The 21342-nt window shown below is 74.1% G+C and carries 6 protein-coding genes; all 6 read right to left on the reverse strand.

Going from position 1 to position 21342, the window contains the following annotated elements; all coding sequences use genetic code 11:
- Positions 1-17: 17 nt before the first annotated feature.
- The 6 genes from ABD987_RS03695 to ABD987_RS03720 are packed head-to-tail and all read right to left on the reverse strand — an operon-like array spanning position 18 to position 21342.
- Positions 18-15797: an SDR family NAD(P)-dependent oxidoreductase gene (locus ABD987_RS03695; protein ID WP_345386901.1), complete on the reverse strand. Its 15780-nt coding sequence runs from the start codon at positions 15795-15797 to the stop codon at positions 18-20.
- A complete protein-coding gene (locus ABD987_RS03700; protein WP_345386903.1) occupies positions 15794-17143 on the reverse strand; it encodes a methylaspartate mutase in 1350 nt (449 codons plus the stop codon). Before ABD987_RS03700 ends, ABD987_RS03695 begins: the two co-directional genes overlap by 4 nt.
- On the reverse strand, positions 17140-17637 hold the full coding sequence (locus ABD987_RS03705; protein WP_345386905.1) for a cobalamin B12-binding domain-containing protein: 498 nt from the start codon (positions 17635-17637) through the stop codon (positions 17140-17142). Before ABD987_RS03705 ends, ABD987_RS03700 begins: the two co-directional genes overlap by 4 nt.
- Positions 17631-18878 carry a type III PLP-dependent enzyme domain-containing protein gene (locus ABD987_RS03710; RefSeq protein WP_345386907.1) on the reverse strand — a complete coding sequence of 416 codons (1248 nt, stop codon included), beginning with the start codon at positions 18876-18878 and terminating at the stop codon, positions 17631-17633. The genes ABD987_RS03705 and ABD987_RS03710 overlap by 7 nt, the downstream gene beginning before the upstream one ends.
- A complete protein-coding gene (locus ABD987_RS03715; RefSeq protein ID WP_345386909.1) occupies positions 18875-20419 on the reverse strand; it encodes an AMP-binding protein in 1545 nt (514 codons plus the stop codon). Before ABD987_RS03715 ends, ABD987_RS03710 begins: the two co-directional genes overlap by 4 nt.
- Positions 20419-21342 carry a proline iminopeptidase-family hydrolase gene (locus tag ABD987_RS03720; protein WP_345386911.1) on the reverse strand — a complete coding sequence of 308 codons (924 nt, stop codon included), beginning with the start codon at positions 21340-21342 and terminating at the stop codon, positions 20419-20421. Before ABD987_RS03720 ends, ABD987_RS03715 begins: the two co-directional genes overlap by 1 nt.

A 21342-nucleotide genomic window follows, 5' to 3' on the forward strand; every position in this document is an offset into this window, starting at 1 on the left:
CGTTCGCCTCGTTCACGTCAGCCGGATTCGCCCGCCCGCATCGCGGTCCGGACGAGCTCGTCGATGTCCATGGTCAGGATCGCCTCGCCGTGCCCGGCCCCCGTTTCCGCGACCGGGGTCGCGGGCGCGCCGTCCGCCTCGCCGGTCAGCTCGGCGAGCAGGAACCCGGTGAGCGCGAGGGGATTCGGGTAGTCGAACATCAGGGTGGCGGGCAGGCGCAGGCCGACCCGTTCGGCGAGCCGGTTGCGGAGTTCGATCGCGGCGAGCGAATCCAGTCCCATCTCGGTGAACCCCTTGTCCCTGTCCACCGATCCCGGCTCGGCGTGCCGGACCTGGGCGACCTCGGCGCGGACCAGGCCGAGCACGAGCTCGCCCCGCGCGTCCGCGTCGAGGCCGGCGAGCCGGTCCGCCAGCGAGACCTCCTCGCGCGGTGCCGCCGGGGCCACGGCGGACGGGCGCGGTACGCGCACCAGATCCCGGACCAGCGCCGCCGGCTCGGCTCCGGACTCCGCGTCGAACCGCATCGGCACGAGGACCGCCTCCCCCGAGGCGATCGCCGCGTCGAACAGGCCCAGCCCGTCCTCCCGGGACAGCGGCGGGAAGCCGAGCCGGGTCATCCGCAGTTCCTCGGCCGCTCCGTCGACCGCTCCCCCGCCCAGGCCCGTTTCGGCCTGCCACAGGGAATAGGCCAGCGCGGTCGCGGGCAGGCCCGCCGCGTGCCGGTGCCGGGCCAGCGCGTCCAGGAACCTGTTGGCCGCACCGTAGTTCCCCTGCCCGGCGCCGATCACCAGCCCCGCGAACGAGGAGAACAGCACAAAGGCGGACAGGTCCGCGTCGCGGGTCAGCTCATGGAGGTGCCAGGCGCCGTCGACCTTGGGCCGGAGCACGCGCTCCACCCGGTCCGGGGTCAGCGAGCCGAGCAGCGCGTTGTCGAGCACTCCCGCGGCGTGCACCACGCCCCGCAGCGGATGTCCGGCGGGGATCGTCGCGAGCAGTTCCGCCAGGCTTTCCCGGTCGGCGACGTCGCAGGCCGCCACGGTCACCTCGGCACCCAGACCGCGCAGCTCGGCGGCCAGTGCCGTGGCGCCGGGCGCGTCGCCGCCGCGGCGGCTCGTGAGCAGCAGCCGCCGCACGCCGTGCGCGGCCACCAGGTGCCGCGCGACGAGCGCGCCAAGGCCACCGGTGCCGCCGGTGATCAGCACCGTGCCGGACGGATCCCAGCGCGACGCCCCCACCGCACCGGGCGCGCCGTCCACCCGCGCCAGTCTCGGCACCAGCACGTCCGCTCCCCGGACCGCCAGTTCCGGCTCGGCGGTACCGGCCAGCCAGGGCAGCAGCGGGCCGAGCTCGGCCGGTGACTCGCTGTCCACGACCACGAACCGGCCGGGGTGCTCCTGCTGAGCCGCGCGCAGCAGGCCCCAGACCGGGGCATGGGCCAGCGCCGCCACACCCGCGCTTCCCGGCCCGGCCCCCTGGGTACGGACGACCAGCCGGGTACCGGAGAACCGCTCGTCGGCCAGCCACCCCCGCAGGAACCGCAGTACTTCGTCCACAGTGGACCGAACCGCCGAGGGGACGTCGTCACCGGCCGTCGCCGACGGCGAGAACAGCACGGCGTCGGGCACCTCCCGGCCGCCGTCGACGGCGGCGCGCAGCGCGTCCCAGCTCTTCTGCGTCTCGGCACCCGGCAGGCCGTCACCGACGGCGATCCACCGCGCGTCCGCGCCCGTCGCGGGGACCGCGACCGGGTTCCAGCCGATCCGGAACAGCGGGCGGTCCCCGGCGGTGAGCCGGTCTTCGGTCACCGGCCGCGCGGCGAGCCGGTCGACCGTGGCCACCGGCGCGCCGGTCTCGTCGGCGATCCACAGCGTCGACAGCTCGTCGCCGCGCAACCTCCGCAGCCGCACCCGCAGCGCCGAGGCGCCCGGCGCGTGCAGCGTCACCCCACCCCAGGAGAAGGGCAGGTAGGTCCTTCCGGCACGCAGGCCCGCTTCGTCGAGCAGGTCGGCGTGCAGGGCGGCGTCCAGCAGCGCCGGGTGCAGGCCGAAGCCCGGCTCGGCGGTCCCGGCCGGCAGGCTCACTTCGGCGAAGACCTCGTCACCGCTGCGCCAGGCCGCCTTGAGGCCCCGGAAGGCCGGTCCGTAGTCATAGCCTCGTCCGGCCAGCCGGGCGTACGCCTCGCCCACCGGGATCGGCGCCGCGCCGGGAGGCGGCCACGCGGTCAGTGCGAACGAGGGCGGTGCCCCGCCCGGCGCGATCGTTCCCGTCGCGTGGCGGACCCATTTCGCGCCGGGCCGGTCCTCGCGGCCGCGGATGCTGATCGGGCGTTTCCCGGACGCCGCGGCCTCGCCGACCACCACCTGCACCGCCACCCCGCCCCGTTCGGGCAGGGTGAGCGGCGCCTCCAGGGTCAGCTCCTCGACGACCTGGCAACCCACCTCGCCTGCGGCCCGCAGGGCGAGTTCCACCTGCCCGGTGCCCGGCAGGACCATCCCGCCGAACACCCGGTGGTCGGCCAGCCACGGCGTCGTGTCCACCGACAGCCGTCCGGTCAGCACGGCCACCTCCGCGTCCGCGCCGCCGGCCACCGCGCTGAGCAGCGGATGCCCGGCGGCGGACTGGCCGTGGTCGGCGGCCCGGCCGCCGGCCGCCGGAGGCGCGTCGAGCCAGAAGTGCTCGCGGCGGAAGGCGTAGGTCGGCAGTTCGACCGGCCGCGCGCCGGAACCGGCGAACACCGCCGCCCAGTCCGGTGACGCGCCGGAGACGTGCAGGGCGCCCAGCGCGGCGAGCACTGTCGTGGTCTCGGCGCGGTCCCGGCGCAGGGCCGCGACCACCGACGCGGCCGGTGCGCCGACCATGGCGGACAGCGCGGCGTCCGGTCCGAGTTCCAGGAACCGGGTCACCCCTCGCGCGGCGAGGAACTCGATCGCGTCGGCGAACCGGACGGTGGCCCTGGCCTGCCGCACCCAGTACCCCGGCGAAGCGAAATCCTCCGCCACGACACCAGTCACCGTGGAGACCACCGAAATCCTCGGCTCCGCAAAGGAAAGCTCCGAAACCACCGCACGGAAATCCTCCAGCATCGGATCCATCAAGGCCGAATGGAACGCATGCGACACACTGAGCCGCCGGACCTTCCGGCCCGCCGCCCCGAACCTCGAAGCAAGCCCCTCGATCTCCGCCACGGGACCGGACAACACCACCGACTCCGGACCGTTGACCGCCGCGACGGCGACGTCCCCCAACGGGGGCAGCGCTCCCTCGCCGATCCCCACCGCGAGCATCGCGCCGCCCTCGGGCAACGCCTGCATCAACCGACCCCGCGCCACCACCAACCGCGCCGCATCCCCCAGTGAAAGCACACCAGCCACATGAGCCGCCGCGATCTCCCCCACCGAATGACCCGCCACAAAATCCGGCCGAACACCCCAGGACTCGAACAACCGGAACAACGCCACCTCAACCACGAACAACCCCGGCTGCGCGAACTCCGTCCGATCCACCAACCCCGCGTCCTCGCCCCAGATCACCTCCCGCAACGAACGACCCAGACACCGATCCAGCTCCGCGACAACCTCGTCAAAAGCCTCGGCGAAAACCGGGAAAGACTCGTACAGCTCACGACCCATCCCCACCCGCTGCGCACCCTGACCCGTGAACAGGAACGCCGTACCACCCGCACCGTCCGCGGTACCGGTCACCACCCCGGGCCCCGTCTCGCCATCGGCCACCGCCCCGAGGCCACGCACCAGCTCGTCCCGATCCCGCCCGGTGACCACCGCCCGGTGTTCCAGCGCCGCGCGGCCGTTCGCCAGCGCGTGCCCGATGTCCGCGAAGGGCAGTTCCGGTCGTGACTCCACAAAGGACAGAAGACGCGCCGCCTGCGCCCGCAACGCCTCCGGCGTCTTCGCGGAAACCGGCCACACGGGTGTCGGGGTGGTCCCGGCGGTCTCGGCCACCGGTTCCCCGGCCGGGGCCTGTTCGAGGATCACGTGCGCGTTGGTGCCGCTCAGCCCGAACGCCGACACCCCCGCGCGGCGCGGGCGCGGCCCGGCGGGCCACGGGACCGCCTCGGTGAGCAGCTCGACCCGGCCCTCGGACCAGTCGACCCTCGGGGACGGCGCGTCGACATGCAGGGTCTTCGGCAGCAGGCCGTGCCGCATCGCCATGACCATCTTGATCACGCCGCCCACCCCGGCCGCGGCCTGGGCGTGCCCGATGTTCGACTTGACCGAGCCGAGCCACAGCGGACGATCGCGGTCCTGCCCGTAGGTGGCCAGGAGCGCCTGTGCCTCGATCGGGTCCCCCAGCCGGGTTCCCGTGCCGTGCCCCTCGACAGCGTCCACTTCGGACGGTCGCAGCCCGGCCGCCGCCAGTGCGCGGTGGATCACGCGCTGCTGGGACGGCCCGTTGGGGGCGGTCAGCCCGTTGGACGCGCCGTCGGAGTTGACGGCGCTGCCCCGGACCACCGCCAGCACGGGGTGCCCGTGCCGCCGGGCGTCGGAAAGCCGCTCGACCAGGAGCAGCCCGACGCCCTCGGACCAGCCGGTGCCGTCCGCGGCGGCGGCGAACGCCTTGCAGCGGCCGTCCGCCGCGAGACCGCGCTGACGGCTGAAATCCACGAAGATCTCCGGGGTCGGCATCACGGTCACCCCACCGGCGAGCGCCATCGTCACCTCACCACCGCGCAGGGCCTGGCAGGCCATGTGCAGCGCGACCAGTGAGGAGGAGCACGCCGTGTCCACGGTGACCGCGGGGCCCTCCAGCCCGAAGGCGTAGGCCACCCGACCGGAGGCGACGCTGGCGGCGCTGCCGTTGCCGAGATAGCCGGCGAGATCCTCGGGCACCTCGCCCAGCCTGCTCGCGTACTCGTGGTACATCACCCCGGCGTAGACGCCGGTACGGCTGCCACGCATCGCCACCGGATCGATGCCCGCCCGCTCGAACGCTTCCCACGACGCCTGCAGCAGCAGTCGTTGCTGGGGATCCATCGCGATCGCCTCGCGCGGCATGATGCCGAAGAACTCCGGGTCGAACTCCGCGGCGTCGTGGAGGAAACCGCCTTCACGGACATAGGTCCGGCCCGGGACTCCCGGCTCCGGATCGAAGAGGGCGTCACTGTCCCAGCCGCGGTCGGTGGGGAAGCCGCCGACCGCGTCCACCCCGTCCGCGACGAGCCGCCAGAACTCCTCCGGCGACCGGGCCCCGCCGGGGAACCGGCAGCTCATCCCGACGATCGCGATCGGCTCGTCCGGCGCCGGGACCGGCTCCGGCGGCGTTTCCGGGGCGGAGGTCGCCGGGGTGCCGGTCAGCCGCGAGGCGAGGTAGGCCGCGACGGCCCGCGCGCTCGGATGGTCGAAGACCAGGGTGGCCGGGAGCCGCAGACCGGTTTCCCCGGCGAGCAGGTTGCGCAGTTCGATCGCGGCGAGCGAGTCGAACCCGAGTTCCCGGAACGCCCGGTCCGGCTCGACCGCCGCGGCACCGTCGTGCCCGAGCACCCCGGCGACCCGCGCGCACACCAGCTCCAGCAGGACCCGCTCCCGATCCGGGCCGGCGAACCTCCGCCCGTCCCCGGCGCCGGTCGCGCGCACGGCCCGGCGCGCGGGACGCGGGACCAGGCCGCGCAGCAGCACCGGGACCTCGCCCTGGCCGGTGCGCAGCGCGGCGACGTCCGGCCGGAACGGCACCAGGTTGGCTTCGGGCGAGGTCATCGCGGTGTCGAACAGCGCCAGGCCCGTCTCCACCGAGAGCGGCGGGAGACCTTGGCGCCGCAGGGTTTCGGCGATCCCCGCGCCGGCCAGTTCCGCCATCCCGGGAACCTGGTCCCACAGGTGCCAGGCGAGCGAGGTCGCGGGCAGGCCCGCCCGGCGGCGGTGCTGGGCGAGGGCGTCGAGAAAGACGTTCGCGGCCGCGTAGTTCCCCTGCCCGGCGGGGAGCACGAGACCGGCGGTGGAGGAAAACAGGACGAAGGCGCCGAGGTCGAGGTCCCGGGTCAGCTCGTGGAGGTGCCACGATCCGTCCACTTTGGACCGCCACACCGGGTCGAGCCGTTCGGGCGTCAGCGCGGTGACCAGGCCGTCGTCGAGCGCGCCCGCGGCGTGCACGACCGCGCGCACCGGATGCCTGGCCAGCAGCCGCGCCAGCGCGTCCCGGTCGGCGACGTCGCAGGCGGCCACCTCGACCTCCGCGCCGAGCCCGGCCAGCTCCGCCCGCAGCGCCTCCGCCCCGGGGGCGGCGGGGCCGCGGCGACTCACCAGCAGCAGCCGCCGGACGCCGTGCGCGGTCACGAGGTGACGGGCCACCAGCGCGCCGAGACCGCTGACGCCCCCGGTGATCAGCACCCGCCCGGTGCCGTCCCAGGGCGTGCCACCGTCGTACTCGGGCGCCCTGGCGAGCCGGGGAATCCGGATTTCCCCCTGTCGCAGCGCGAGTTCCGGCTCACCGGAGGCCAGCGCCGCATCGAGCGCGGCCGTCGAGGCGTCCGAACCGTCGGAGTCCAGCAGGACGAACCGGCCGGGATGCTCGGCCCGCGCGGCGCGCACCAGCCCCCACACCGGGGCCTGCGCCAGGTCGACGGCCTCGCCGTCCCCGGTCACCACGGCGTTCCGGGTCACCAGAGCCAGCGTCGGTGCGGGCCGCTCCGCACCGTCCAGCCACGCCTGGATCTCCGCCAGGACCTCACCCGTCACCGCACGGGCCGCGGCGAGGACCTCACCGTCGTGGTGCGGCACGGACCACACCACCGCTTCCGGGCTTTCCCCTGCCGCGGAAGGTTTTTCGCCAAGGGGGACCCACCCGAGCCGGTACACCGGGCCGGCCGTCACCGGCGACGGGACCACCGACGGCCTCGACGTCAGCGCGTCGACCGTCGCCACCGGGGCGCCGTTCTCGTCGGCGATCCACAACGCCGACAGTTCGCCACCCCGCGGCCCGCGCACCCGCACCCGCGCCGCCGTCGCGCCGGAGGCGTGCAGGATCACCCCGCGCCAGGAGAACGGCAGAAGCGTTTCGGTGCCGCCGTCGAGCAGGTCGGCGTGCATCGCCGCGTCCCACAACGCCGGGTGGAGCCCGAACCCCTCGCTCCCGATGCCTTCGGGCAACGCGACCTCGGCGTACACGTCGTCCCCGTGCCGCCAGGCGGCCGTCAGGCCCCGGAACGCCGGGCCGTAGCCGTAACCACGGCCGGCCAGCCTGGTGTACGCGTCGTCGACCGGCACGGGGGTCGCCCCCGCGGGCGGCCATTCGGCCAGGCTGAACGCGGGCGGCGGCGCGTGCGGCAGGAGCACGCCCTCGGCGTGCCCCACCCACGACGCGGCGGACTCGTCGCCCCGTGAATAGACCTTCACCGTGCGCGCGCCCGACTCGGCTGGTTCGCCGACGGTGACGCGCAGCGCGACACCGCCGCGCTCGGGCAGCACGAGCGGCGCTTCGAGGACGAGTTCCTCGACGAACCGGCATCCGGTCTCGTCGGCGGCGCGCACGGCCAGTTCGGCGAACACCGTGCCGGGCACCAGGATCCGGCCGTCGATCCGGTGTTCGGCCAGCCAGTGCGTGGTGTCCACCGACAGGCGGCCGGTCAGCACGAGCGCGTCCGAGCCCGGCGCGGCGACCGCCGCGCTCAGCAGCGGATGGCCGAGTGGGGTGAGCCCGGCGTCGGCCAGTCCGGCGCCGGACCGGGTGATCCCGTCCAGCCAGTAGCGCCTGCGCTGGAAGGCATAGGTGGGCAGGTCGGCGTGCGCGGACCCGCGGCCGCCGAAGAACGACGGCCAGTCCACCGCCACGCCCCTGGCGTGGAGGCGGCCCAGCGCGGTCAGCACCGCGCGCACCGCGTCCCGGCCCCGCCGCGCGGCCGGGACGAACGCCGCGTCCGGGGCCGAACGCGGCCCCGCCGCGGAAAGGACGGCGTCCGGGCCGAGTTCGAGGAAGGTGGTGACCTCCAGGCTCGCGAGGTGCCGCACGCCGTCGCCGAAGCGCACTGCCTCGCGTACCTGGCCGACCCAGTACTCCGGGGAAGCCACGTCCCCTGCCGACGTCCCGGTCACCATGGACACCAGGGCGATCTCCGGTGCGGCGAAGGAAAGTCCGTCGACCACACCGCGGAACCCACCGAGCATCGGATCCATCAGCGCCGAGTGGAAGGCATGGGAAACCGCCAGCCGCCTGCACTTCCGCCCCTGTGCCCCGGCACGCGCGGCCACCGCCAGCACCGCCTCTTCGGCACCCGAGACCACCACCGCGTCCGGCCCGTTGACCGCCGCCAGGCTCACGCCCTCCGGTAGCCACGGCACGACCTCCGCCTCCGGCGCCTCGATCGCGAGCATCGCACCGCCCTCGGGCAACGCCTGCATCAACCGGCCCCGCGCCACCACCAACCGCGCCGCATCCGCCAGTGAAAGCACTCCAGCCACATAAGCCGCCGCGATCTCCCCCACCGAATGACCCGCCACAAAATCCGGCCGCACACCCCAACCCTCGAACAACCGAAACAACGCCACCTCAACCGCGAACAACCCCGGCTGCGCGAACTCCGTCCGATCCAGCACCCCCGCGTCCCCGCCCCAGACCACCTCCCGCAACGAACGACCCAGCTGCCGATCCAACTCCGCGACAACCTCGTCGAAAGCCGCGGCGAAAACCGGGAAAGACTCATACAGCTCACGACCCATCCCCACCCGCTGCGCACCCTGACCCGTGAACAGGAACGCGAGCTTGCCTTCGCGTGCCGAGTCGACGATCGCCGGGCCTTCCAGTCCGCTGAGGACTTCTTCGCGGGTCGAGGCGAGCACGACGGCGCGGTGCTCCTGCGCCGCCCGGGTGGTCGCCAGCGCGCGGGCGTAGTCCGCCAGTGACCGCGCCGGTCCGGATTCCACAGTGGACCTGAGACGCGCCAGCTGGGCTGTGAGCGCTTCCGGCGTTTTCGCGGATACCACCCACGGCACCGGGCCGCCGCCCGGGCCGGGTGCCGGACCGCCCTCGGCCTCCTCGCCGGGGGCCTGTTCGACGATGACGTGCGCGTTGGTCCCGCTGATGCCGAAGGAGGACACCCCGGCCCGGCGCGGCCGTCCGGTCTCCGGCCACGCACGGGCCTCCGTCAGCAGTTCCACCGCGCCCGAGGACCACTCCACCTGCGGGGAGGGTTCGTCCACGTGCACCGTGGCGGGCAGCACGCCGTGCCGCATCGCCTCGACCATCTTGATGATCCCCGCGACCCCGGCGGCGGCCTGGGTGTGCCCCAGGTTCGACTTGACCGACCCCAGCCACAACGGGCGTTCACGGTCCCGGCCGTACGTGTTCAGCAACGCCTGCGCCTCGATCGGGTCACCCAGCGTGGTGCCCGTTCCGTGGCCCTCGACCACGTCGACGTCCGAAGTGGACAGACCGGCGCTCGCCAGCGCCCGCCGGATCACCCGCTCCTGCGACGGGCCGTTCGGCGCGGTCAGGCCGTTCGACGCGCCGTCGGAGTTGACCGCGCTGCCCCGGACGAGCGCCAGCACGCGATGGCCGTTGCGCCGGGCATCGGAAAGGCGTTCCACCAGCAGCAGCCCGACGCCCTCGCTCCAGCCGGTCCCGTTCGCCCCGGCGGCGAACGACCGGCACCGGCCGTCCGGCGACAGCCCGCGCTGACGGCTCATGTCGACGAAAGTGTCCGGAGTGGACATCACGGTCACCCCGCCGGCCAGCGCCAGCGAACACTCGCCGGACCGCAACGCCTGCGCGGCCAGATGCAACGCCACCAACGACGACGAACACGCCGTGTCCACCGTCACCGCCGGCCCCTCCAGACCGTAGCTGTAGGCCACCCGCCCGGAGACGACGCTGGCGAGGCTGCCGTTGCCGTGGTAGCCCGCGATCTCCTCCGGCAGCGTCCCCAGCCGCAGTCCCCAGTCGTGGTACATGACGCCCGCGAACACGCCGGTGTCGCTGCCCCGCACGGAGTGCGGGTCGATCCCGGCCCGCTCGAAGGTCTCCCACGTGACTTCGAGCAGCAGCCTCTGCTGGGGGTCCATCGCCCTGGCCTCACGGGGGCTGATGTCGAAGAATCCGGCGTCGAACTCCGCCGCGTCGTGGAGGAACCCGCCCTCCCCGGTGTCGCTCCGGCCGGGTACACCGGGTTCGTGCAGGTCCGGATCCCAGCCGCGGTCGCCCGGGAACGCGGAGATCGCGTCGCCGCCGACCGAGACCAGCCGCCAGAGCCCTTCCGGCGAAGTGATTTCGCCGGGGTAGCGGCACGCCATGCCGACGATGGCGATCGGCTCGTCGTGCGTGGCGGCGACCACCGGGGACCGCGGCGTCACCGGGGACTCCTGGCCGAACCGGCCGGCCAGATGCCGGGCCAGCGCGGCGGGGTTCGGGTGGTCGAAGGTGAGGGTCGCGGTGAGCCGCAGGCCCGTCGCCGCGTTCAGCCGGTTGCGCAGTTCGACCGCGGCGAGCGAGTCGAACCCGATCTCGCCGAACGCCCGCTCCCTGCCGACCGCCTCGGCACCGTCGTGCCCGAGCACCGCGGCGACCTCGGTGCGTACCAGGCGCAGCAGGGCCTCCTCCCGGTCCTTTCCGGACAGTGCGGCGAACCGCGCGCCCGGCGTCCCGTGCTCTGGCACCGGCGCTTCGCCCGCCACCCGCCGCCTCGGCGCGCGGACCAGCCCTCGCAGCAACGCGGGGATCTCGGTACGGCGCCGGAGCGCACCCGGATCGACCCGCACGGGGACCACTCCCGGCTCGGTGCCGGCCAGTGCCCGGTCGAACAGCGCGAGGTTCTCCTCCACCGTCAGCGGCGGCAGCCCGAGTTCGCCGAGCCGCCGGACCGCGGCGTCGCCGAGCCCGTCGCCCATGCCGCCGGCACCGGACCACAGCCCCCAGGACAGCGAGAGGGCCGCCTGGCCATGGGCGCGCCGGTGCGCGGCCAGGCCGTCGAGGAAGGCGTTCGCCGCCGCGTAGTTGGCCTGCCCGGCACCGTCGAGCACGGCGGCCGTCGACGAGAAGAGCACGAACGCCGACAGGTCCGAGGTCAGCTCGTGCAGGTTCCACGCGCCGTCCACCTTGGGCCGGAACACCGAGTCGAGCCGCTCGGGAGTGAGCGAGCCGAGCACCCCGTCGTCCAGCACCCCGGCCGCGTGCACCACGGCCCGCACCGGCCAGCGGGCCAGCAGCCCGGCCAGTGCCTCCCGGTCCGCGACGTCGCAGGCCACGACGTCGGCTTCCGCGCCCAGTTCGAGCAGCTCCGCCTGCAGCCGGGCCGCGCCGGGGGCGTCCACTCCTCGCCGGCTCGTCAGCACCAGCCGCCGTACTCCGTGCGTCAGCACGAGATGCCGGGCGACGACCGCGCCGAGCCCGCCGGTGCCGCCGGTGACGAGCACCCGGCCCGCCTTGTCCCACAACGGTTCCCGGTCGCCGGCGGGTTCCTGGGTCGCGGCGAGCTCGCGCAGGCGCGGCACGCGGACCACGCCGTCCCGCACCGCCGCCGCCGGCTCGCCCGAGGCGAGCACCGCCGCGACGGCGGCCTCCTCCCCGGCTTCGCCCTCGACGTCCACCAGTACGTACCGGCCGGGGTGTTCCGCCTGCGCCGCCCGTACCAGGCCCCAGACCGGCGCGTGGGCAGGCTCGAGGTCCTCCCCGGGTGCCACGGCCACCGCCCGGCGGGTCACCACGACGAGCCGCGCGTCCGCGAACCGCTCGCCCTCGGCCCACTCCCGGAGCACGCCGAGCACCTCGGCGGTCACCGCGCGCACCCCGGCCGGGACATCCGGGGCGACGTGGACGGGACACCGGTACAGCACCGCCGGCGGGACGGGATCGCCCTCGGGCAGCGCGGGCCAGACGGGCGGCGCGATGGCCGTCCCCGGCATCGCCGCGGCCGGCGGTACCCACCGGATCGCGAAGCCCGGGCTCACCGGGTCACCGGCGACGAGCCGCCCCCCTGGCAGTTCCCGCACCAGATAGGAGTCCACCGTGGCCACCGGTTCCCCCGCCGCGTCCGCGATCCGCAGCGACACCTCGCCGGGGGCGCCGGCGACCAGCCGGACCCGGATCGCCGACGCGCCGGTGGCGTGCAGGGTCACCCCCCGCCAGGAAAACGGCAGCCGGAGGACACCGTCCCCGGACTCACCGGTGGCGAAGTCCGCGGCGTGCAGCGCGGCGTCGAGCAGAGCCGGATGCAGCCCGAAGGCGCCCGCATCGGCCTTCAGCTCGTCGGGCAGCGCCACTTCGGCGAACACCTCGTCGCCGCGGCGCCACGCGGCCCGCAGCCCCCGGAACGCGGGCCCGTAGCCGTAGCCGGCCCCGGCGAGGTCGTCGTACAGCCCGCTCACGTCGATCGGCCGCGCGCCCGGCGGCGGCCATCCGGCGGGACCGGGATCGGGAACCGCGGCCGGGACCGCGGGCGCGAGCACCGCGGTGGCGTGCCTCGTCCAGGGGAGATCGGCGGACGTGGTTTCGGCGCGGGCGTGGAACTCGGCGGCGCGGCGGCCGTCTTCACCCGCCGCGCCGACGACCACCTGCAGCGCGACCGGGCCGTCCTCGGGCAACCGCAGCGGCGCCTCCAGCGTGATCTCCTCCACCGTCGCGCAGCCGACCAGCTCGCCCGCCCGCAGGGCGAGTTCGAGAAAGGCGGTCCCCGGCAGCACCGGCGAGCCGGCGATCACGTGCTCGGCGAGCCAGGGCTGGGAACGGGACGACACGCGGCCGGTCAGCACCGCGCCGTCGGATCCGGCGAGCTCGACGACCGCGCCCAGCAGGGGGTGCCCGGCGTCCGCCTGCCCGAGGCCCGCGGCGTCGACCGCCGGTTTCGCCTCGGTCAGCCAGAACCGGCGGCGCTGGAAGGCGTAGGTCGGCAACGGGACACGTCGCGCGCCCGTTCCGGCGAAGAAGTCCTTTCCGGACAGTCCGGCGCCCCTCGCGTGCGCCAGCGCGGCCGCCGACACCACCTCGCGCCGTTCCCCGTGGTCCCGGCGCAGCGCGGGCACGAACGCGGCGGTCCCGGCCCGGTCACCGAGGCAGTCCTGACCGAGCGCGGACAACACCGCGTTCGGCCCCAGTTCCACGAACGTGCCCGCGCCCTGGCCGGCGAGCCCGCGGACGGCGTCGGCGAACCGCACCGCCTGGACGACATGGCGTACCCAGTAGTCCGGGGAGCACAGCTCCCCGGCCGTGGCGGGCAGGCCGGTCACGGTCGAGACCAGCGGTATCCGGGGCGCGGCGTAGCGCAGGATCCGCGCCACCCGGCCGAATTCGGCCAGCATCGGTTCCATCAGCGGTGAGTGGAACGCGTGCGACACCCGCAGCCGTCTGGTCCGGCGGCCGAGTTCGCGGAACCGCCGTTCCAGCGCCAGCACCCCGGCTTCGCCACCGGAGACCACCACCGCTTCCGGGCCGTTGACCGCCGCGACGGCGACGTCGCCTTCGAGCAGCGGCAGTACCTCGGACTCCGCCGCCCGCACGGCGAGCATCGCGCCGCCACCGGGCAGCTCCTGCATCAGCCTGCCGCGAGCCGCCACCAGCGTCGCGGCGTCGTCAAGGGAGAACACCCCGGCCACGTGTGCCGCCGCGATCTCGCCGATCGAATGCCCGGCGACGAAGTCCGGCCGCAGGCCCCACGAGTCCAGCAGCCGGGCCAGCGCGACCTCCGTCGCGAACAACGCGGGCTGGGCGTAGGCGGTCTCGTCGAGCAGCGCGGCGTCGCCGGTGCCCTCGGCCGCGAACAGCACGTCCCACAGCGACACCTCCAGCTGGAGGTCGAGATGACCGATCGCTTCGTCCAGCGCGTCCGCGTAGACCGGGTACACCTCGGCCAGCTCCCTGCCCATCCCGAGCCGCTGGCTGCCCTGTCCGGTGAACAGGAAGGCGAGACCCCGGCCCGGGACGCCGGTGAACACACCGGGCGCGTTCTCCCCCGCGGCCACCGCCCGCAGACCGCGGACCGCCTCGTCCAGGTCCTCCGCGACGACCACCGCGCGGTGGCCCAGCGCCGCCCGGCCGGTCGCGAGGGAGAAACCGAGATCGAGCGGTCCCGGCGCGCCCGGACCGTCCACAAGGGACAACAGCCGGGCCGCCTGCGCGCGCAGCGCGTCCGCCGACCCGGCGGAGATCATCAGCGGCACCGGCCCGCCGGGGGAACCTTCCGGCGCTTCACCGCTTTCGATGTTCTCGGTGTCCTCGACGGGCGGCTCCTCGATGATCACGTGCGCGTTCGTGCCACTGATGCCGAACGCCGAGATCCCGGCCCGCCGGGGCCCGTCACCCCGTTCCCAGGCCACCGGCTCTGTGAGCAGCCGCACGGTGCCCGCCGACCAGTCGACATTCGGTGTGGGCGTGTCCACGTGCAGCGTCTTCGGCAGCAGCGAATACCGCATCGCCATGATCATCTTGATCACGCTGGCCACCCCGCCCGCCGCCTGGGTGTGCCCGAGGTTCGACTTCACCGAACCCAGCCACAGCGGCCGGTCCCCGGCCCGCCCGGCGCCGTAGCTCGCGATGATGGCCCGTGCCTCGATGGGGTCGCCGAGCGTGGTCCCGGTGCCGTGCGCGTCGACCGCGCCGACCTCGTTCGCGGCGAGCCCGGCCTCGGCGAGCGCGTCGACGATCAGCCTCCGCTGGGCGCGGCCGCTCGGCGCGGTGAGCCCGTTGCTCGCGCCGTCGGAGTTCACCGCCGAGCCCCGCACCAGAGCCAGTACCCGGTGGCCCTCCCGGCGCGCGTCGGCCAGCCGCTCGACGACCAGCAGGCCGACCCCTTCGGCGAACCCGGTGCCGTCCGCGGCCGCCGCGAACGCCTTCACCCGCCCGTCCGGGGCGAGCCCGCGCTGCCTGCTGAACGCGGTGAACATGCCGGGACTGCCCATCACGGCCACCCCGCCGACCAGCGCCAGCGAGCACTCGTCGCGCCGCAGGGCCTGCGAGGCCAGGTGCAGTGAGACGATCGAGCCGGAGCAGGCCGTGTCGACGGTGACCGCGGGGCCCTCCAGCCCGAGCACGTAGGCGATGCGGCCGGACACGACGCTCGGCGCGTTGCCGGTCATCAGGTAGCCGTCGAGCCCCTCCGGCGCGTCGTGCACCCGGACGCCGTACTCGTGCACCTCGGCGCCGACGAACACTCCCGCGCGGCTGCCCCGCAGCGACGCGGGGTCGATGCCCGCGTCCTCCAGCGCCTCCCACGCGGTCTCCAGCGCGAGCCGCTGCTGCGGATCCATCGCCAGCGCCTCACGGGGGCTGATGCCGAAGAAGTCCGCGTCGAACTCCGTGGCCGTGTCGAGGAATCCACCACGGCGCACGTAACTCTTGCCGACGGCGCCGGGATCGTCGTCGAACATGCCGTCGAGGTCCCAGCCGCGGTCGGCGGGGAACTCGCCCAGCACCGACCGCTCTTCCGCGACCAGCCGCCAGAGGTCCTCCGCGGACGCCACGCCGCCGGGGAACCGGCAGCCGACGCCGACGATCGCGAGCGGCTCGTCCGCCGCGTCGTCCCGGACGGCCCGCGGCGGCACGTCGGTGGTTTCACCCAGCCCGAGCAGTTCGGACCGCAGGTGCCCGGCCAGCGCCGCCGGTGTCGGGTGATCGAACGCCACGGTGGGAGGCAGGTCGAGACCGGTCGCCTCGCCCAGCCGCACGTGCAGGTCGACCAGCGCGAGCGAGTCGAGCCCGGCGTCGCGGAACGCGCGGTCGGCGGCGATCGCGGTGCCGCCCTCGTCCGGCCTGGTCCTGCGCAGCACCGCGAGCGCGTGCTCGCGCACGAGCTCCAGCAGTGCGCGGATCTGCTCGGGAACCGGCAACCCCGCCAGCTTCAGCGAAAGACTTCCGGACTCGTTCATCTGCCTACCCCACGCTGTCCCGTCCTGACGGACCTGGCCGGCCCCCGGCCGGAGTCCGGCCACGGACTGTCGAATTTCCTTTGCATGTAGGACAAGTCCGCGAGCAGGGACGACGAGGTCACCCGTCGTCCCCGCCCGCTCCGCACCACCGGGGACAGCGGCAGCGAGCCGAGGTCGGCCCACTGGAGCCTGCCCTGCTCGTCGAGGTAGCTGCGCGTCCGGCCCCGGTTGTCCGGGTGCAGGCAGTACGGGATGTCGAGATAGCCGCGCGCGAACGCGGTGAGCAGGGCCCGCCCGATGTCCTCGTCCAGGTTCAGCACGGCCTCGACGAGGGCGGCGGCTTCCCGGTAGGTCTGCGAGTCCCCTTCGGGCGGCCCGCCACCCGGCGCCGCCGCCGTCCCCGCCGCGCTCGCGTGCTCGAGCGCCGCGACGTTTTCCCCGATGGTGGGAATACGCCGCGACTCGGCCACGGTCTTGACGATCATCCGCTCCGAGCCGGTGGTCACCGCCAGTTCGGCGGCCTGCCCCAGCAACCGGTACGCACCCGCGTCGGTCGTCGGGTACAGCCCCATGTACGCGTAGATCACGACGTGCCAGTTTTCGACCGGCAGCAGTTCGGCGCACAACCGGCGCAGCGCGAACACCGCCTCGACGTCCTGGTCCAGGTTGGTCTGCTGCGCGTAGCTGACCGAAAGACTGCGTATCCCGTGTGCGAAGAAGAACAGGGCCTCCAGCACACTCATCGCCACCAGCTGGCTCGGCGGGCAGAGCTGGCCCAGCAGGCACCCGCCGAACGTCTCCAGATGCGGCTCGACGCCGAACTCCCGGAGCCCGGCGAACCGCTCGGCGCACTCGGCCCAGTTCCGCACCGACTGGGCCAGCGCCGTGCGGCCGTAGGGCAGGCAGTAGGAGACGGGGCCGCCTTCGGTCGCGTTCATGCGCATCGCGACCAGCGCGGCGAAGATGTCGTGCGGTACGGCCGAACCGTGACGGACCTGGACCGGGAACCCGGCGTCGACGATCCCGGCCAGCACCGCGGTGGTCGTCGCGCGGTCGTGGGTGACCAGGGGATAGCCGTTGAGGGCCATACCGTCGCGCAACGCGCGGTCCACCGCGCCCAGCTCACCGACGCGGGTGTAGCTGTCGAGCGTGATCGTGCCGACGGTGCGCGCGTCCGCGTACTTCGTCGCGAGCAGCCCGGTCCGCATCTCGGCCGGGGTGCCGAAGCCCATCCGTGGTTGCACGACCAGCGCGCGGGATCCGCCGTGCGCACGGACGAACCGCCCGAAGTCGGCCGGCCCGGAGCAGGCGGACACGTGCTTCCCCGTTCCGGCGTCCCCGCTCATCCGGGCAGGCCCGAGTCCGTCGTCAGCCGGGGCGCCGCCGGGAACGTGTCCACGAACCGGCGGAACGCCGCGAGGCCGCCTCCGTTGTCCGGGAAGACCGCGTCGAACCCGGCTTCGGCCAGTTCCGCCACGCGCCGCGGGTCGAACTCGGCGGAGATGTCGAGCTTGCCGCCGATCACCATCGGCGTGGCCACCAGTTCGGGCGCCGCGCGCAGCGCGCGGACCACCCGCAGGCCGTCCTGGTAACCGTGCCCGTTGACACTGCTGAGCACCAGCAGCTCCGGCAGCAGCGCGGTGGTCCGCTCGACGAGCACCTCGTCGGGCACGCACGGCCCGAGGTTCACCACGGTGTAGCCGAGTTCCTCGATCACCAGCTGCAGGAAGACCAGGTTCCAGGTGTGCGAGTCCGACGCGACACCGCTCACGACCACGGTCCCCCGGTGGCGCACCGGAGCCGCGGCCGCGCGGGCGAGTACCTCGTCCGGCTTCACCACGGCCTCGGACGCGAGTCGTAGGAACGGTGGTACTCCAGCCGCGACACCGACACGACCTCGTCCCCGCGTACCAGTACCTCCGTCGGCGCGGGCCTGCCCAGGAACGCCAGCAGGCTGGCGGTGGGCCCGTACGCGCCGGCGTTCGGCACGCTCACCCGATCGCCCGCGGCGAGCGGGGGCAGCCCGATCTCCCGGCCGAGGACGTCCCCCGGCGTGCACAGCGGGCCGACCAGGCTGCCCGGCTCCAGCTCCTCGTCGGTGCCGACGCGCACGGAGACCGGCAGCAGCCTGCCGAGCCCGGACATGCCGCCGAAGGTGTTGATCCCCGCGTCCAGGATCACGAACCGGCGGCCGCGGCTCGTCTTGACGTTGACCACCCCGGCCACCAGCGTCCCGCTCGTCCCCGCCAGGAACCGCCCCGATTCACACGCCAGCCGGGGTTTTCCCTTACGCCACGCAGGAAGGAACTCGTCGAGCGCGTCCTCCAGCGCACCGCGCAGCCGGGGGTACCGCCCGCGCGCGCCCGCCGTGCCGTAGGGGGCGGCGAACCCGCCGCCGATGTCGAGGAAGCGCAACGGCAGGTCCAGTTCCGCCGACAGGCCGGCGGCCAGCGCGATGGTCTGCCGGAACTCGCCGATGAGACTGTCCTCGTCCCTGGCGTTGCTCAGCGGGAAGAAGTGCAGGCCGGTGATCCGCACACCGGGCGTCCGCAGCAGTTCCGGCAGGACTTCGCACAGCGTCTCGGCGTCGAAACCGAACTGCGACGGGGTGCCGGTCATCCGGATCGCCGTGGTCGCCGAGGCGGTGGCGCTGTTGATCCGCAGCAGGCAGTCCGCCTCGGCGCCCTGTTCGACCGCGGCTTCACCGACGTGCCGCACGTCGGTGACCGAATCGGTGGAGAACGTCCGCACCCCGGCACCGAGCGCCTCGCGCAGTTCGCCCGGGGTCTTCCCCGGCCCGGTGTACAGGCAGTCCGCGCCGGTGAACCCGGCGGCGAGTGCCGCGCCGAGTTCGCCGGTGGAGCTGATTTCCGCGCGACAGGCCGGAACGTCGCCCGCCGGGTCCGGCTCCCGGAGCGCGCGGACGAGCCCGGGATGGGGATTGGCCTTCAGCGCGTAGAAGAGTTCGAAGCCGTCGGGCAGCGCGGCGAACAACTCGCGGCGCGCGGCGTCGACCTCGTCCAGGTCGTAGACGTAAAGCGGGGTGCCGAACCGTTCGGCGAGTTCGAGGGGGCCGCTCACCGCGTGCTCCCGTCGAGCAGCGCGGCCAGTGCCTCGTGCGCGTTCTTGCCGTGCTGGGTCAGCGGCAGCTCCGCGACGACCCGGCACCGGGAGGGCACCTTGGCCGGTTCCAGCCGCTGTGCCAGCTCCTTCAGCACGACCTGGGGCTCCAGTTCCGACTCGACGAACAGGACGAGGTCCCGGTCGCCGGTGGGCGGGAGCGCGGCGGCCATGCGGACCCCGGGGACGTCCATCGCCGCGGCCTCGATCTCGAGCGTGCTCATCCGAATGCCCTTGCGCTTGAACATGTCGTCGCGGCGGCCCTCGAAGTAGAGGTAGCCGTCGGCGTCGACGCTGCCGTAGTCGCCCGTGTGCAGGCAGGGCTCGCCGGACAGTGGGTCCCGGCGGAAGGTGTGCGCGGAAAGGTCCGGGGAGCGCCAGTAGCCTGGCATCACGTGCGGCCCGATGGCGACGATCTCGCCCACTTCGCCCGCCGGCAGGCTTTCGCCGTCCGGGCCGAGGATCCGCACCCGGGTCCCCGGGAGCGGCCTGCCGACCGACCCCGGCCGCGTCCGGTCCTCTTCCGGCGGCATGACCGAGACGCGCTTGCACTCGGTCTGGCCGAACTGCCGGACCACCCGCGCCCCGGGGAAGGCCCGCCGCAGCGCGTCGATCGTCGGGGCGGGCAGCGCCGCGCCGGTGTTGGTGAACATCCGTACCGGCGGCGCGGGCTCGGTCTCCCGCGCGGCGAGGGTCGCGATCATCGTCGCCAGTGACGGCACGATCGGCACGACGGTGGCACCGCACTCCCGCATCCGCCGGAGCAGCAGGAGATCGGACTCCTCACCGGCGAGCACCAGTTCCGCGCGGCCGAGCCCCGCCAGGAGCACCTTGTACAGGCCGTAGTCCCAGGAAAGCGGGAACCGGCAGAACACGACGTCGTCCGGCCGGTAGCCGAGCACCGCCTGGATCGCCGAGGAGGCGAAGGTCATCTGCGCGTGCGGGCAGATGACCGCTTTCGGCGCCGAAGTGCTCCCCGAGGTGTAGACGAGGACGGCGACCTCGTCCGGCCGCACCGGCACCCGGACCGGGGGCGGGTCCCCGGCGGCCAGCTCCGCCACCTCGGCCCGGACCGCCTGCCCGGGCCACACCGGCACCGGGGTCAGGTCCCGGAACCCCGCGGCACGGGAGCTTTCCGCCACCACCAGCGCCGGTTCCGCGTTGGCCAGCACCGAGGCCAGGTGGAACCGCTTCATCGCCGGGTTGAGCGGAACGAAGATCACACCACAGCGGGACGCGCCGTAGAACATGGCCACCAGCTCACGCACGCTGGGCAGCTGCACCAGCACGCGGTCGCCGCGGCCGACGCCGCGCGCGCGAAGCCAGTGCGCGAACGCGTGGCTCATCCGGGCCAGTTCCCGGTAGGTCCACGCGCCGTCCGCGTCCCGCACGGCCGTCGCCTCCGGGGCGTGTGCCACGGCGTCGTCCAGCAGGTCGTGGACCAGCCGGACGGTGTGCTCGAAGCCGGCACGCGGACCGGCCGCTCCTACCTGGGTTTTCACTACGGCTCCTTGCGGCTCCGGTTCCCCTGTCGGCATCTCGCCTCGAGAAACCCTTCCAAAACCTCGAAGAATCGCGCTGGCTCCTCCAGGTGCGGCAGATGGCTCGAGTCCTCGAGCACCTCCCACCGCACGTCCGGGATCAGGTCCCGGAACGGCCGCACCACGGCCGGGGTCGCCTCGTCGTGCCGCCCGGAGATCACCAGTGACGGCACCGTGATTTCCGGCAGCGCCTTCGTGACAGACCAGTCGCGAAGGGTCCCGACGACGTGGAACTCGTTGGGCCCGTTCATCGTCCGATAGACGGTCGGGTCGTTGTAGATCTCGTAATAGGACGCCTGGTAGTCCCGCGGCCACGGCCTGAGCCGGCAGACGTGCCGCGCGTAGAACACCGCGGAGGCCTGGCGGTACTCCGCGCTGTCGGTCGTCCCGGCGGCTTCGTGCCGTCGCAGTACCTCGTCGACGCCCGGGGGAAGCGCGTCCCGCAGGACCTTCATCTCCCGCGACCACAGGGGGTAGGACGCCGGCGAGCTGACCACGACCAGCCCCCGCAGGCCGGCGGGCCGGGCCGCGGCGTGCGCGGCGGCCAGCGCCCCACCCCATGAATGTCCACAAAGGACGTAGTTGTCCGCGATGTCCAGCCGCCGGAGCAGGTTGTCCAGTTCGGCCAGGAACAGCCGCACCGTCCAGAAGCCGGGATCCGCGTCCGGCAGGTGCGTCGATCCGCCGTTCCCGAGCTGGTCGTAGTGCACGACCGGCCAGCCGCGCCCGGCCAGCCCCGCGAGGTTCGCGAGGTAGTCGTGCGTGCTGCCCGGTCCACCGTGCACCACGACCACCGCCGGCGGTTCGCCTCCCGGCGTACCGGTCAGCCGATACCAGGTCCGGTGCGCGCCGAACGGAACCGTCCCCTTCACCAGCGGTGGCAC

Origin of the sequence: Amycolatopsis samaneae, from assembly GCF_039541975.1 — a bacterium.
GTDB lineage: Bacteria > Actinomycetota > Actinomycetes > Mycobacteriales > Pseudonocardiaceae > Amycolatopsis > Amycolatopsis samaneae.